We start from the raw sequence: 15,445 nt of genomic DNA, 5'->3' as shown, positions 1-15,445 counted from the left end.
TGGATCATCGCTCATATATCCGGGGCATCGCTCATATATTTGGATCATCGCTCATATATTTGGATCATCGCTCATATTTCCCGGACACCGCTCATATATTTGGATCATCGCTCATATATTTGAATCATCGCTCATATCTCCCGGGCATCGCTCATATTTCCCGGACACCGCTCATATATTTGGATCATCGCTCATATATCCGGCTCATCGCTCATATATCTGGCTCATCGCTCATATATCCGGCTCATCGCTCATATTTCCCGGACATCGCTCATATATTTGGATCATCGCTCATATTTCCCGGACACCGCTCATATATTTGGATCATCGCTCATATATTTGAATCATCGCTCATATATTTGAATCATCGCTCGTATCTCCCGGGCATCGCTCATATATTTGGATCATCGCTCATATTTCCCGGACACCGCTCATATATTTGGATAATCGCTCATATTTCCCGGACTGCGCTCATATATTTGGGTCATCGTCATATATTTGAATCATCGCTCATATATTTGGATCATCGCTCATATATCCGGCTCATCGCTCATAAATTAGAAAAAACAGCCTGCCATTCAAGCAGACTGTTTCTGTAATTCTATAGTACAAATAGATATATAATTCCCACCAGTATAAAAACGCCGGACAGCACCAGCAAGATTTTAGCGAGTTTCTCCAAAAAAAATCTCCCCTTTATTCTATTACGAAATGCCCGCACCAATTACATAGGATAATCCGATGGAAATGATCATCGATATCAAACCTATCGCCCGATTATCCTTCTCTATCTCTTCATCAATCTTAAAGCCAGGGGTTAAAAACTCAAACAAAAAGTATCCCACCAGCAACAAGAAGAATCCGTATATTCCCCAGCCAATCATTGTCAGTAAAGAATCATGCTGCAGGATTGAATGACGGAATATATTTGAGATTCCAAATATTTTTCCGCCGGTGGCCATGGCAACTGACAGGTTTCCCTTTTTAATTTCTTCCCAGTTTCTATATTTCGTGACCAGTTCGAATACCGCTAAAAATACAAAAATACATAAAACCACGACACTGTAATAGGCTGCTATATAAACATACTCATTTTCCCAAAAATTCGCCATAATTTTAGCTCCCCCGGATCTGAGGCTTATTTGAATTCAACAATGGTTACCCCTGAACCGCCTTCACCTGCTTCACCAAACCGTACCCGTTTTACTGCACGGTGATTTTTCAAATATTCCTGGACGCCTTGCCTTAACGCGCCCGTTCCTTTACCATGAATGATCGATACGCGGGGATATGCGGCCAACAAAGCATCATCGATATATTTTTCGACCCTTGAAAGGGCATTTTCGTAACGTTCGCCTCGCAGATCAAGCTCAAGGCTGACATGATAATCCTTTCCTCTGACCGTAGCAAGATGCTTAACCTCTTTTGGTTTCGGACTGGCTGTGAATTCCAAATCAGTTTCTTTTACTTTCATCTTCATAATCCCCATTTGAACCTGCCATTCATGATTAGAAACCTTCTCAACCAGGTGACCTTTTTGATTGAAAGAGATGACCTTTACTTCATCACCCGGCTGCAGGGTACGGTCGGTTTTCACATTCTGGATTTTCTTTGATTTTTTCACCGCTGGGGCAGACTCTTCCAGCCGTTTTCTTGCATCGATCAATTCGTGTTCTTTTACTTGTGCATTTTGTTCTAACCGCATCCTGCGTAAATCGGAGATGACTTCTTCCGCTTCTTCTTTCGCCTTTTCCACTAGCTTAGCTGCTTTGTCTGCGGCTTTTTCCATCATGGTATCTCTTTCTTCATAATAATCCATGGTCTGCTTTTGAAGATCTTTATGAAGTTTTTCGGCCTGTTTCAAATAATCGCCAGCCTCGTGTCTATCCTGTTCAGCCTGGCGTCTGCTTTCTTCCAAGGAAGCGATCATGTTTTCCACTTTGTTTGTATCGGCACTGATATGGCTGCGTGCATTTTCGATGACAGCATCGTTCAGACCAAGCCGTTTGGAAATCTCAAATGCATTGCTTCGCCCCGGTACACCAATCAATAATTTATAGGTTGGCCTAAGCGATTCCACATCAAATTCGACACTGGCATTACTTACGCCCGAACGGTCATATCCGTATGCCTTTAACTCGGGATAGTGGGTGGTGGCAATAACTCGTGCGCCCCGGCTGTATACTTCATCAAGAATGGAGATGGCGAGCGCGGCTCCTTCCTGAGGATCCGTTCCTGCACCCAGTTCATCAAATAAGACAAGGCTGTCATGATCGACAGCTTTTAGGATTTCTACAATGTTTACCATATGAGACGAAAACGTACTCAAGCTTTGCTCAATGGATTGTTCATCTCCAATATCTGCAAAAACAGATTGAAAAACAGCCGTTTCCGACCCATCGAGCGCGGGTATTTGAAGACCGGCCTGTGCCATCAACGTACAGAGACCGATCGTTTTTAGTGTAACCGTCTTACCGCCTGTATTAGGGCCTGTGATGACAATCGTCGTGAAATCTTCTCCAAGATAAATATCATTAGGAACCACTACACCCGCCGGTATAAGCGGATGTTTTGCTTTAAACAGCTTCACCCTGCCTTCATTGTTCAAAGCAGGCTTAGAAGCCTTGATGTCCTTTGCGTATTTTGCTTTAGCAAATATAAAATCCAGATGTGCGAGCACCTTCACATTTCCGAGCAATTCATGGGTATGTTCTGCGACCGCCGCTGACAATTCTACCAAAATCCGCTCGATTTCCTGCTGCTCTTTTACTCGGGTTTCCTGAAGGACATTGTTCAACTGGACAATGACCTGCGGTTCAATGAATAAGGTTTGTCCTGATGATGATTGATCATGGATGATACCGCCGTAGCTACTTCGATATTCCTGTTTGACAGGGATGACAAAGCGGTCATTCCGGATCGTAATAATCGCGTCAGAAAGCATTTTCTGGGCGTTGGAAGAACGGATCATGTTTTCCAGTTTCTCGCGCACCCGGCTTTCATTCGTTCTCAATTGATTGCGCAACGTCCTCAGTTTTTCGCTTGCCGAATCAAGTACCTCACCATGTTCGCCGATGCACCCGGTGATCGTTTGCTGCAGCTCCTGCAGCGGAACAAGGCCGCTTATATATTCATTGATCAAGTCCAGTTCCTGTTCTTCTTCCCCCATCTCTTCAAAAAAACGAGTGAGAATCCGGCCAGCGCGAATCGTGCTTGCGATTTCCATCAATTCCTGAGGGCTTAACATCCCGCCAATCTGCGCTCTCTTTGCATGAGGACGAATATCAAATATCCCGCCGAGCGGCACATTTCCTTTCAGGCGAATGACCTTTGCCGCTTCATCCGTTTCATCCTGCCACTTGATAACCTCTTCCAGATCTGAAGAAGGCTTTAATTGCTGCGCCTTCTCCCTCCCAATTCCTGAGGAAGTGAACGCTAAAAGATGTTCTTTAATTTTATCGAACTCCAATGTTTTTAACACTTTATCATGCATGGAGTGAAGTTCCTCCTAACTGTTAGTAATCATGCGTCGTTTCTCTTTAAGAAGGCAAGCAGGGCGTCGGTATCTTTTGCATTCAAGACGGATTCATGTTTAATCCAGCCCTTTTTAGCGGTAGAGACTCCGACGTTCATATGTTCGAGCATATCTATACTGTGGGCATCCGTATTGATGACGATAGAAACACCCGCTTCCTGGGCCTTTTTTAGATAGGGTGAGGCCAGATCCAAGCGATTAGGGTTGGCGTTCAGCTCAAGCGCCGTGTTCGTCTCTTTTGCCAGTTCGATCAGCATGTCCATATCTACTTCGTACCCTGTGCGTTTACCGATTATTCTTCCCGTTGGATGGGCAATAATATCGACATTAGGATTATCCAAAGCATTTTTTAACCGTTTCATGATGGTTTCCTTCGGCTGAGTGAAGCTGGAGTGTATCGAAGCGATAACGATGTCCAGTTCTGCCAATAACTCGTCATCGTAATCAAGCGAACCGTCAGGAAGGATGTCCATCTCGATTCCGGACAGAATCGTAATATCATCATATTTATGATTCAGTTCATGAATGATTTTCTTTTGTTCACGCAGTCTTTCGACACTGAGTCCGTTTGCTACCTTTAAATATTGGGAATGATCGGTGATGGCCATGTATTTATAGCCTTTGGCTCTGCAGGCTTCGATCATCTCTTCAATTGAATGGGCGCCGTCGCTCCATGTAGTATGCATATGCAAATCCCCTTGAATGTCAGCCAAGGAAACCAATTTTCCGGCTTCATTAAAGTGGTCCACCTCTGTACCATCTTCACGAACTTCAGGTGGAATGAACGGCAGGCCAAAATGAGCAAAGAAATCTTCTTCTTTATCGAAGGTCAACACTTCGCCTGTTTCTGCCACCTCAACACCGTATTCACTGATTTTCTCTCCCTTTTCTTTGGCAAACTGCCTCATTCGGACATTGTGATCCTTAGAACCGGTGAAATGATGAAGGGTTGTAATAAATTCTTTGTCTTCCACCATGCGAAAGTCCACCGAGACATCGTACTGAAACCCTAGGGTGACAGACACTTTTGTCTCTCCCGCCGCAATCACCTGTTTAACGTCGGGTAGAGCAAGCAATTGTTCTTTTACTGACGTTGGATCGTTTGTCGATATAATAAAATCAAGATCCTTTATCGTCTCTCTCATCCGCCTGATGCTTCCTGCTCTTGAATATCGGATTATATCGTCCATGTTTTCAAGTCGTGCCTCAATATCTTCAGCAATTGGCATCATGAATGCAAGTGGAAGCCTGTCCGGCCTTGAGCCTGCTTCCTCAATCGCAGCAAGGATCTTTTCTTCGGTTTTTTTGCCAAAACCCGCTAGTTCTCTTACCTTTCCTTCTTCACAAGCAAGTTTTAAATCGTGGACATCGTTAACGTATAATTCTTTATGAAGCTTGGCGATTTTCTTTCCGCCAAGACCTTGAAGCTGCAGGAGCGGGATAAGTCCTCTTGGCACTTCCTCCTGCAGTTCTTCTAAAACCGAAGACTTTCCTTCTCTGATATACTCTTCTATCACAGCGGCCGTTCCTTTGCCGATTCCATTTAAGGCGGTAAAATCATCAATGGAGGGCAGGCTTCTCTCATCCGTTTCGAGAGCGGCAGCTGCCTTTCGGAAGGCAGAAACCTTAAAAGGGTTCTCCCCCTTTAATTCCATATATATCGCAATCCGTTCAAGTAATTTAATCACATCTTTTTTATTTACAGCCATTGTATTCACCTGCTATTTGGTATTTTATTTCCATCTATTCTAATACGTTTGATTCATGATAAAGTTTCAGTCCGCTTACCTATAAAACAAGGCCGCTCTCTATCTGTACCTGCACGTTACTGCCGGATAATAGAGAGTGGCCCTGCATCTTTTACTTAGGAGGCTCCATGTATTGGAACCAGAGTTCTTTTACCATTTCCGATAGAAACGGAGTATTTTTTACCATTCCCTCTGCCAGGAACGAGTTGTTCATTGCTCCTTGAATCGAACCAATTGGCACAAGGGCGGCTATGTATAATACAATAAACATGATAAGATATACTTCAAGAAAGCCCAAGATGCCGCCGCCCCATCGATTCAGTTGTTTCAGGATTGGCAGGTGGGCGATGAAATCTAGCATTGAGCCAATCATTTGCCAAAGGATCTTCGCCGCAAAGAAAATGATGGCGAATGCGATGGCATTATAATAGGCCATATCAAGACCGGTACCGTCAAAAAAGGTTTTGATGGCCGAAGAATCGCCAAATGTTGGGTATGGAACCCACAGCTTCAGCTTTGGTGCCAGTTCATCGTAATATACATAAGCGGCAATGAATGCGACTACAAAGCCGGTCAGGTGAATCAATTGAAGAATGAAGCCTCTCCTTAATCCGATCAGAAACCCGATCACAAGGATGGCTATTATTGCCAAATCAAGCATGTACTCAGTCCTTTATATTCTTTAATTCAAGTTCTAGCTGGTCAATCTCATCTTTTAATTTCAAATACTCATGCATGGCATTCACCGCTGTCAAAACAGCCAGCTTGCTAATATCCAATTTTGGGTTCATGGAGCTGATCTCTCGCATTTTGTCATCAACCATGGATGCGACAAGGCGGATATGGCTGGAGCTTTCTTCACCCAGGATGGTATATTGTTGTCCATATATATCTACTGTAATTTTATTTTTTCTATCGCCTGACAAGATGATATGCCCCCAATCTAAACAATCCTAATCTATATCATACCATGAACCTTTTCGACGTGAAAGAGTGATGGTACCATTAGCAACTTTTTTTAAACTTTCGCAACATGCGATTATATAAGCAAGGAGTTTTGCCGTATATGTCCAACGTCGTATTAGTTCTCAGCCCAAGTAAAATGGAAGAAATGAAAAAGTATTATGCTGCCAGTCTAGTAGAAAAAACGCCGCCCGGAAGCCTATTTGCCGCGAAACCAGCAAATTGTATGATTACCGCTTATAAATCAGGTAAAGTGCTGTTTCAGGGGGCAGCTTCTGATGCAGAAGCCGGAAAATGGTCAGCTCCTGCCTCTGCCGCGAATAAGACCGCAGCCAAGGTTTCCTCGGTGAAAACGCACCGCTACTCACCCCCTGCCAATATTGGAGAACTCTCTGTTGTTGGCTCTGATGAAGTGGGGACGGGGGACTTCTTCGGCCCGATGACCGTGGTGGCGGTTTATGCCAAGAGAGAGCATATCCCTTTATTGAAGGAGCTCGGCGTAAAGGATTCCAAGAATTTAAAAGATACACAGATTATCGAGATCGCTTCCCAAATCAAGCATGTCGTGCCATTCAGCCTGCTTGTCTGCGATAACCCCAAATATAATACGATGCAAGCAAAAGGAATGTCCCAAGGAAAGATGAAAGCTTTGCTGCATAATCAAGCTATTAAGCATGTGATCGATAAGATTTCTCCTGAAACACCTGAAGCTGTACTGATCGACCAATTTGCCCAGCCGGATATCTTTTTCAACTATTTAAAAGGCCAGGAGCTGTTCAAGTCAGACTCCATATATTTAAGTACAAAAGCCGAGGGAATTCATGTCGGTGTTGCCGCCGCTTCCATTCTGGCCCGCTATGCATTTGTGAAGCGTTTTGAAACATTAAGTGAAAAAGCCGGATTCACCATTCCAAAAGGTGCTGGCCCAGCTGTCGATGAGGCTGCCGCCCGGCTGATCCATGAAAGAGGAATTTCAGCGTTGAATGAATTTACGAAGGTGCACTTTGCGAATACGGAAAAAGCGAAGGGGATTTATCAGAAAAAATATAAAGGTGACAGAAACCATCCATAAAGTGGATGGTTTCTGTCACCTTTTAGTTTAGCCGCGCAACTCCGCGCCCGCTTTTTCCTTCACTGCGTGCAACACTCGATCATGAGCTTTTGTTACCTCTTCGTCTGTGAGTGTACGCTCCGGATCAAAGTATTTAAGAGAATAAGCAATGGACTTCTTGCCTGGTTCCATGCGTTCGCCTTCATATAAATCGAAAACGCCCACTTCTTTCAATAGCTTGCCACCGGCTTCTGTTATCATCTTCTGGATGTCTCCGGCGACCGTTTCCTTGTCTACCACAAGGGCAATATCCCGGGTAATCGATGGAAAACGGGGAATCGTTTCATACTGGATTGGCCCTGTTTCCGCTTCACCAAGCTCTTTGAATGAAAGCTCGAAAGCATATGTCTCTTTTAAGTCGAGTTCTTTTTGAACGATTGGATGAACCTGGCCGATGAAGCCAATCACTTCATCATCCAGCAGAAGCTCAGCTGTACGCCCTGGATGCATGCCCTCGATCTCTGCCTGGCGATATACGATTTTATCTGTCAGTCCCAATGTACCAAAAACAGTCTCTAACACACCTTTGGCCACGAAAAAGTCTACCGGTTTTTTTTCGCCCTGCCACAGGTGAGACTCCCATAAGCCGGTTATAGCTCCTGCCAAATGCTCTCTTTCCTCAGGCAGGTCAGCTCCATCTCTTTTCAAGAATACTGAGCCGATTTCATAAAGCGCAACCGATTCGCTCTGGCGGGCAATATTATACTTGAGCACTTCCAAAAGCTGTGGAACGATGCTTAAGCGGAGCTGGCTGCGCTCTTCACTCATCGGCATCGCAAGGCTGATCGATTCTTGTTTTTCCAAAGCAAATTGGGATGCTTTTTCTTTACTCGTTAATGAATAAGTGACCGCCTGGTAAAGGCCTGCGCCTTCGAGCACCTTACGTACCTGGCGTCGTTTTTGCTGATAGGCTGTAAGCTTTCCCGGTATGGCAGCCCCAATTGGCAGCGTTGTTGGAAGGTTATCATAGCCGTACAAGCGAGCCACTTCCTCAACTAAGTCTGCCTCAATGGTAATATCGCCGCGACGGGTTGGAACTGTTACCGTAAATTCGTCCTGTTCCAAACTTACCTCGAATTGTAATCTTTTAAATATATTCTCGACCTCTGAAACCGCAAGCTCTGTTCCGAGAAGCGCATTGATTTTATCCAGGGTAACAGAAACAACGGCAGGTTCGATTGTCAGTGTATCCACTTCTGCAGCACCCGCTAGAACCGTTCCGCCTCCGTATCGGGCCATTAAGTCAGCTGCGCGTTCGGCTGCCTGGCGGACTCGATTCGGATCAACACCCTTTTCAAAGCGTGCGCTCGCTTCACTGCGCAGTCCGTGATCCTTAGAAGCTTTTCTTACAACCGCTCCGGCGAAATAAGCCGCTTCCAGCACAACGGTTGTCGTATCGCTGCCAACCTCTGAATTAGCTCCGCCCATGACACCAGCTAAGGCGATTGGTTCCTTGCCGTTTGTTATGACTAAATGATCCTGGGACAATGTTCTTTCCGCATCGTCGAGTGTCGTGATTTTCTCTTGATCATTTGCTCTGCGGACAACAATTTCCTTCGTACCGATGCGCTCATAATCAAACGCATGGAGCGGCTGTCCGTATTCCAGCAAAATATAGTTCGTGATATCGACAATATTATTATGAGGCCGAATCCCGCTTGCCATGAGACGCGCTTGCATCCATTGCGGCGAAGGTCCGATTTTCACATTTTTAATCACTTTTGCTACATACAGCGGGTTATCTTCTTTCGCGTCCACTTTTATGCTAATATAGTCTGAAGCTTTTTCGCCAGCCTCAGAAGAAATGATTTCTGGCCACTGCACTTCACGCCCGAGAATCGCGGCAACTTCATATGCTACGCCAAGCATGCTTAAGCAATCAGACCGGTTCGGAGTGAGTCCGAGTTCGAGCACCTCATCATTCAAACCAAGGTATTCGAGAGCATCCTCGCCCACTTTCGCATCATTCGGGAACACATAAATGCCCGTGGAAAATTCTTTCGCCACCAGCTTTGCTTCAATTCCAAGCTCCTGAAGCGAACAGATCATTCCGTGAGATTCTTCGCCGCGCAGCTTTGCTTTTTTGATTTTGAAATTGCCAGGCAGGACAGCACCGACCGTTGCCACCGCTACTTTCTGGCCTTTATCTACGTTCGGTGCGCCACAGATGATTTGCACGGGCTCATCCTGGCCGATATCAACAAGGCATTTATTTAATTTATCAGCATTCGGGTGCTGTTCCCGTTCCAAAACGTGGCCGATGACGACACCTTTCAAGCCTTCACTTTTCTTTTCTACCCCTTCGACTTCAATGCCGCTTTTGGTGATCTTTTCGGCAAGCTCATCCGCAGTAATGCCGGAAAGATCCACATAATCCTGCAGCCATTTATAGGAAACAAACATGGTTGGTCCTCCTTAAGGAAATTACGTTTTTGTTTTTATGGTTTACTCATGACGTTGAAATTGTTTCAGGAAACGAATGTCGTCTGTATAGAAATGACGGATATCATCCACGCCATATTTCAGCATCGCAATACGTTCTGCGCCCATACCAAAAGCAAATCCTGAATATTTCTTAGGATCAAATCCTGCCATTTCAAGAACATTTGGATGAACCATGCCAGCGCCTAGAATTTCAATCCAGCCGGTACCTTTACAAACATTGCAGCCTGATCCGCCGCAGATCTTGCAAGAAATATCCATTTCTACAGATGGTTCAGTGAATGGGAAGAAGCTTGGACGAAGCCGAATTTCCCGGTCCTGGCCGAACATTTTCTTCGCAAATACTTCGAGCGTTCCCTTAAGGTCGCTCATGCGGATGTTTTCATCGACCAACAGCCCCTCAATCTGCATAAATTGATGAGAATGTGTCGCATCATCATTATCACGGCGGTATACCTTGCCAGGGCAGATGATTTTAACCGGCCCTTTGCCTTCATGCATCCCCATAGTTCTTGCCTGTACAGGAGATGTGTGAGTGCGCATTAAGATCTCTTCCGTAATATAAAAGGAATCCTGCATATCACGCGCCGGGTGCCCTTTTGGAAGATTGAGGGCTTCGAAGTTGTAGTAATCTGTTTCCACTTCAGGGCCTTCAGCGACTGTATAACCCATCCCGATGAATAAGTCTTCGATTTCCTCGACGATTCTTGTCAGCGGATGATGGTTCCCTCTTTTGACGGGACGCCCCGGCAATGTAACATCAATCTTTTCTGTTGCAAGTTTTTCATTGACTGCCGCCGCTTCAAGAGCGTTTTGTTTCCCCCCGATTTTAGCCGCAATTGCCTCGCGAACTTCGTTTGCCAAGGCACCAATTTTTGGACGTTCTTCTGCGGAAAGCTTACCCATGCCACGGAGCACCTCGGTAATCGGACCCTTTTTTCCTAAGTAAGCTACACGAATATCATTCAAAGCTTTCAAATCAGAAGCCGCCGCAACCTTCTCCAGCGCTTCTTCCTGCAGTTCATGTAGACGTTCCTGCATGTTAATTCCTCCTTGAAAAGTTATTTAAGTGAACACAAAAAAACCCCGCTCCCTAAAAGGGACGAGGTATATGTATCGCGGTACCACCCTTATTGGCACATTAGAAAAGCGCAAGAGCCTTGGTCAAAAGAAGTACGACTATGATCGCCACTTCAATCGTAACGTCGTCCTGACCCGCATCCTGCGGCCCCCGACTAGTTAAGACATCTTTGCTTTTTAAAAAAACTGTGCCCGCTTCATTTCGATAACGGTTTTTCACCGATGCATCTTTCGATTGCGCGCAATCATCCCGATGCCGACTCGAGAGGTGAATTCACTTAAACAGCGCCGTAAAAATGCTTGCAGTCGGGGCATTTTTTCCCTGTAACGGATAGCTTAAGCTACTCTTCTCTGTCAACGTCTTTCCTTTATAAAAATGTATGTTTTATTATAGTATACTTTCATTTCATTTTCAATTTTCACTTTGGTATTTATATGAATGAATTTATTATTTGTTCCTATTTTCGAAGATGATACAATAATATCCCAGCCGCTATCGCTACATTCAATGATTCACTTTTTCCGTAAATCGGGATATACAGGTTTTGTGTCGTTTTAGTAAGCAGGTCAATACTTACACCCTGCCCTTCATTGCCCACAAGCAAAGCAAATGATTGAGTTTTGTTCACATGTTCAAAAGGCACCGAATTCTCGAGCGCCGTGCCATACACCGGGATATCCCTGTTTTTTAGCTGGTCAATCATATCGACTAGATTTCCTTTTATCACCGGCATGTGAAACAAGCTGCCCTGTGTTGAACGGATCACCTTCGGGTTGTAAGGGTCGGCACAGCCTTCTCCCAGGATCACAGCATCTATTCCGGCGGCATCCGCCGTCCGGATCATCGTGCCGATATTACCGGGATCCTGAACCGCGTCAATAATCAGCACCTTTTCCGGATTAATATCTGCAAAGGTTACGTTTCTTTGTTCACAAATCGCCGCAATCCCTTGGGGTGTCTCGGTATCGGAAATGGCTTTCAGGACATCATTTGCCGCATAAATCACTTCTATGCCTTCAAGCTTGAAATGCACGGGTAATTCTGTATCCTCACCTACAATGACTTCCAGGACAAGATTGCCTTCGTTTAACGCTTCTTCAACGAGATGGAAGCCTTCGACTAAAAATTGGCCTGTTTTATCACGTTCTTTTTTCGTTAAGAGCTTTTTCCATTGCTTAACCTTTGGATTTTTAGCACTTTCAATATACTTCAACGGTGGACTCTCCTTCATTCCTTCACTGATTTCCCTATTATAACGTAATCCAGATACATAATACATGCCGAATCGTGAAATGATAGTCATATGAGTCAATCATGATTTATTAGGAGGAAAGACAATGAACTTAAATCTTCGAACTGCGATTATCCACAACGTTTCTGGCAATACCCAGGAACAGCTTGAAGATACGATTGTTGATGCGATCGAAAACGGCGAAGAAAAAATGCTTCCCGGTCTGGGCGTTCTATTTGAAGTAATCTGGCAGCATGCATCCGAACAAGAAAGAGATGAGATGCTCCAAACCCTGGAAAATGCTTTAAAAAAGCAATAGCCGCTGGCGGCTATTGCTTTTTTTACAACTTGTCCGTATCGATTCTGTTTTTCAATTGTTCATCATAGACGATCGGATTTCCGTCTTCATCTAATTGTGTACCTTCTTTTCCTGCCAGGTCACCAGTTGTCTCCTTAATTGCCGCTGTTCCATCAGGGAACAAGTTAGGGTCCGGATTATTCGTTAATCCGGACGTATCAATTCCGGTCATTCTTTCCGTTTCAAAAATCGGTGGAGAAGGATGGTCCGAATAAAAGCTCTCCCGGACAGCCCGGTCTTTATCAGAATCTAGCAAGACTAAAATCTTGCCGTTTTCCACGTCATTCACATATTCCGAAGCTTCAGTATCCGAGAAGCCGTAATCTCCCAGCCTGTCCTCAAGGTTTGTCGTTCCTTCATTCATAAAGAATCTCATCACCTTATCCATGAACGAGTCCTCTTCTGTTGTAGTGGTTGCGGTTTTCACATCTGCAGTTTGGTTATAATCGGCAAATTCCAGTTTCTCTTCCTTGTCCGCGACAACGGTAATATCATCTCCGTCGTAACCTTTCGCCTTAAGAGCATTAATAGCTTGCATAACCTCATGGCTTGATTCAAAAACTCCATATACTGTCTTTTCCATATTTAAGCTCCTCCTTCATCGGGTTAGCGTAATGTTTAGTGTTATGTATAAAATATACCCTTCTCGTGTTCTCTTAAACGGGGAAAAGACGATAATAATCATTTCCTGATTATCTATACGCATTAAAAATGGGCCTATTAGTTAAGAGGCCCATTTTGCAAAAATTATTCAAATGTAATCTTATCCACCGTTTCACGATCAAGCTTTTTAATGACTTCCACGATCAATCTAATGGTGTTCTCATAATCATCGCGGTGGAGCATGGCAGCGTTAGAATGGATGTATCTTGTCGGAATGGTGATGGCAAGTGACGGCACACCATTCGCTGTTACATGAATCGAGCCAGCATCTGTTCCGCCTCCCGGCATGGCCTCGTACTGATAGGGGATATTATGTTCATCCGCTGTGTCCGTTACAAAATCTCTCAAACCTTTGTGTGATACCATGGATGCATCATAAATGACGATTTGCGGACCCTTGCCCATTTTCCCTTGGGCCTCGCGCTCCGAAACACCCGGAGTATCCCCCGCAACACCGACATCCACCGCAAAACCAATGTCAGGCTGAATTTTAAAGGTGGAAGTACGTGCCCCGCGAAGTCCCACTTCTTCTTGGACGGCCCCGACACCATACACGACGTTTGGATGATTTGTTTCTTGCAATTGTTTTAATACGTCAATGGCAATCGCACAGCCGATACGGTTATCCCATGCTTTTGCTAACAGCATCTTTTCGTTGTTCATGACCGTAAATTCAAAATAAGGTACAACCATGTCTCCCGGACGAATTCCCCAATCCTCAGCTTCTTCCTTGTTCGTTGCACCGATATCGATAAACATATCCTTGATCTCCACCGGTTTTTTTCTGGCTTCCGCTGTAAGGATATGAGGCGGCTTGGAGCCGATGATACCGGTGATATCCCCTTTTCTAGTAACAATTGTCACGCGTTGTGCAAGCATAACCTGAGACCACCACCCGCCCACAGGCTGAAAACGTAAAAATCCTTTATCGTCAATCTGGGTCACCATAAAGCCGACTTCATCGAGATGTCCGGTTACGACAATTTTCAGGCCGTTTTCCTGCCCGCTCTTTTTCGCGATTAAGCTTCCCAGGCCATCTGTAATCATTTCATCCGCATAAGGTGTTATGTATTCTTTCATTACCTCTCTTACTTCGCCCTCATTGCCGGGAATCCCCTTGGCATCAGTAAGATCTTTCAACATCGTTAACGTCTCATCTAATTTCGTCACCAAAATGCCTCCTTATATATATTCCATTACTATTATTATACACAATGGATATTAATACCCCTGTCTTTGCCTTTCGTAATTGACCCGATTTTTTTCTAAATAGGCCGTTTCCACATCGTTTGCCGTAAAGCCAAGCAATTCTCCAAGATTCATATACTCGGTAAACACCTTCTGGTACGTTTCCGGCTTTTGCTTTGCGCGATAGGCAGTAATCGTCTCATACAAAGTCAAAAACTGGGCGGTTAAATCCGTCCTACTGGCGCCGTTTGATGATATTTTTGAGACAGTTTCCTGAAAGCCTCCTTCGTTACCAAGCGACAGGATAAAATGAATTCCATCAACATATTCCTCTAAGATTGTTTCGAGCACAGATGGTCCTTTCAAACTCCAAAATTTAAAACATCTTGTTTCATTCGCCAATTCACCGAGCTCCACTAAAAGGGCGAGGATTTTTCTGTCCACCAAGTCCTCATTGCCCAAATCATGCCCTGACTCAATATACCGGTCTAGCGCTGCCTGCATTTCAAATAATTTAGCTGTATCCATATCATCACTACTCTCTATTTTTCTCTCCCTGAAATTATATCAAATAATTGAAACTAATTAAAAAGAGGAACGTATATAGAAAATAACGAGTATATATAAGAAGGTGTGCCTATGGTCTTATTCATGAGATTGTTCATTTTCGCTTTGATTATTTTTTTAATATATTCTGCTATCAGGTATTTTCTAAACCCCAAACACAAGCTCAAGCTTGCCCATGCGCAAGGGAAATTTTATTTTCTCGATGACATCTCAAATGCCCGGAAGAATTTCCTGCTCACCTATCGCGGTATCCTCTTTGAGGGCGAAAAATATTTAAGTACCCCGAACCATTCCTTCGAGGTCGTTTCCATCTCCATCTGGCTAAAAGATCCCTCAGTTCTTCATGAAGTGGATCAAGAAGAACTATTGAAAATAGAATCCGCGATCAACCAACACTATCCAAACGCGAAAATAGAGTGGAAAAATCACCTTAACAAAGTTAAATAAGCATGTAGATAACGCTTGGACGTGGGAATCCAAGCGTTTTTATTTAAGGCTTTGTTAAATTCCATTGTTGATTTTCAAATGGTCATGGAATCTACTCGCTTTCCGCGGACG

14 protein-coding genes and 1 other annotated feature are annotated in these 15,445 nt (G+C 44.4%); of the genes, 3 read left to right on the top strand and 11 right to left on the bottom strand.

Annotation, left to right across the window (positions count from 1 at the left end; all coding sequences use genetic code 11):
* Nucleotides 1-704: 704 nt before the first annotated feature.
* From D0463_RS17695 to zapA, 5 genes are all read right to left on the bottom strand, one after another.
* Entirely contained in the window at nucleotides 705-1,112 is a 408-nt protein-coding gene (locus D0463_RS17695) for a DUF350 domain-containing protein (protein ID WP_117308692.1), read from the bottom strand.
* A gap of 26 nt (nucleotides 1,113-1,138) precedes the next feature.
* Complete coding sequence (locus D0463_RS17690) at nucleotides 1,139-3,493, bottom strand: endonuclease MutS2 (RefSeq protein WP_117308691.1); 2,355 nt, start codon at nucleotides 3,491-3,493, stop codon at nucleotides 1,139-1,141.
* 29 nt (nucleotides 3,494-3,522) lie between these two features.
* Nucleotides 3,523-5,244 (bottom strand): DNA polymerase/3'-5' exonuclease PolX, encoded by a 1,722-nt coding sequence (polX, locus tag D0463_RS17685; RefSeq protein ID WP_117308690.1) that lies wholly within the window; start codon nucleotides 5,242-5,244, stop codon nucleotides 3,523-3,525.
* Between the two features lie 151 nt (nucleotides 5,245-5,395).
* Nucleotides 5,396-5,944 carry a CvpA family protein gene (locus D0463_RS17680; protein WP_117308689.1) on the bottom strand — a complete coding sequence of 183 codons (549 nt, stop codon included), beginning with the start codon at nucleotides 5,942-5,944 and terminating at the stop codon, nucleotides 5,396-5,398.
* Between the two features lie 4 nt (nucleotides 5,945-5,948).
* Entirely contained in the window at nucleotides 5,949-6,209 is a 261-nt protein-coding gene (gene zapA, locus D0463_RS17675; protein ID WP_117308688.1) for a cell division protein ZapA, read from the bottom strand.
* Between the two features lie 140 nt (nucleotides 6,210-6,349).
* Between zapA and rnhC the strand changes: the two genes are divergently transcribed.
* On the top strand, nucleotides 6,350-7,318 hold the full coding sequence (gene rnhC, locus D0463_RS17670) for a ribonuclease HIII (protein WP_117308687.1): 969 nt from the start codon (nucleotides 6,350-6,352) through the stop codon (nucleotides 7,316-7,318).
* A 27-nt stretch (nucleotides 7,319-7,345) separates the two neighbouring features.
* Here the strand turns inward: rnhC and pheT are convergent, their stop codons facing one another.
* From pheT to D0463_RS17655, 3 genes are all read right to left on the bottom strand, one after another.
* Nucleotides 7,346-9,760, bottom strand: a complete 2,415-nt coding sequence (gene pheT / locus D0463_RS17665) for a phenylalanine--tRNA ligase subunit beta (protein WP_117308686.1) — start codon at nucleotides 9,758-9,760, stop codon at nucleotides 7,346-7,348.
* A 42-nt stretch (nucleotides 9,761-9,802) separates the two neighbouring features.
* The gene (pheS, locus tag D0463_RS17660) at nucleotides 9,803-10,840 is read right to left on the bottom strand and encodes a phenylalanine--tRNA ligase subunit alpha (RefSeq protein ID WP_117308685.1); all 1,038 of its coding nucleotides are present in this window, start codon (nucleotides 10,838-10,840) and stop codon (nucleotides 9,803-9,805) included.
* Between the two features lie 54 nt (nucleotides 10,841-10,894).
* Nucleotides 10,895-11,246: a binding site (T-box leader), on the bottom strand.
* A 91-nt stretch (nucleotides 11,247-11,337) separates the two neighbouring features.
* A complete protein-coding gene (locus tag D0463_RS17655; RefSeq protein ID WP_117308684.1) occupies nucleotides 11,338-12,093 on the bottom strand; it encodes a TrmH family RNA methyltransferase in 756 nt (251 codons plus the stop codon).
* A gap of 124 nt (nucleotides 12,094-12,217) precedes the next feature.
* Here D0463_RS17655 and sspI point away from each other — a divergent pair, with 124 nt between their 5' ends.
* A complete protein-coding gene (gene sspI / locus D0463_RS17650; protein ID WP_117308683.1) occupies nucleotides 12,218-12,430 on the top strand; it encodes a small acid-soluble spore protein SspI in 213 nt (70 codons plus the stop codon).
* Between the two features lie 22 nt (nucleotides 12,431-12,452).
* On the opposite strand, the gene D0463_RS17645 is transcribed toward sspI, so the two are convergent.
* The 3 genes from D0463_RS17645 to D0463_RS17635 all read right to left on the bottom strand — a co-directional run bounded on the left by D0463_RS17645 (nucleotide 12,453) and on the right by D0463_RS17635 (nucleotide 14,848).
* Nucleotides 12,453-13,052 (bottom strand): YflT domain-containing protein, encoded by a 600-nt coding sequence (locus D0463_RS17645; RefSeq protein ID WP_117308682.1) that lies wholly within the window; start codon nucleotides 13,050-13,052, stop codon nucleotides 12,453-12,455.
* A 164-nt stretch (nucleotides 13,053-13,216) separates the two neighbouring features.
* Nucleotides 13,217-14,302 carry a M42 family metallopeptidase gene (locus tag D0463_RS17640; RefSeq protein WP_117308681.1) on the bottom strand — a complete coding sequence of 362 codons (1,086 nt, stop codon included), beginning with the start codon at nucleotides 14,300-14,302 and terminating at the stop codon, nucleotides 13,217-13,219.
* 51 nt (nucleotides 14,303-14,353) lie between these two features.
* The gene (locus D0463_RS17635; protein WP_117308680.1) at nucleotides 14,354-14,848 is read right to left on the bottom strand and encodes a dUTP diphosphatase; all 495 of its coding nucleotides are present in this window, start codon (nucleotides 14,846-14,848) and stop codon (nucleotides 14,354-14,356) included.
* Nucleotides 14,849-14,959: 111 nt separating this feature from the next.
* On the opposite strand from D0463_RS17635, the gene D0463_RS17630 reads away from it, so the two are divergent.
* Entirely contained in the window at nucleotides 14,960-15,334 is a 375-nt protein-coding gene (locus tag D0463_RS17630) for a sigma-w pathway protein ysdB (protein ID WP_117308679.1), read from the top strand.
* Nucleotides 15,335-15,445: the final 111 nt, after the last annotated feature.

Origin of the sequence: Bacillus sp. V59.32b (assembly GCF_003429085.1) — a bacterium.
In the GTDB taxonomy this organism is placed as follows: domain Bacteria; phylum Bacillota; class Bacilli; order Bacillales; family DSM-1321; genus Peribacillus.
Note: the sequence above shows the minus strand (reverse complement) of the source record. Positions and strands in the feature narration are given on the sequence as shown.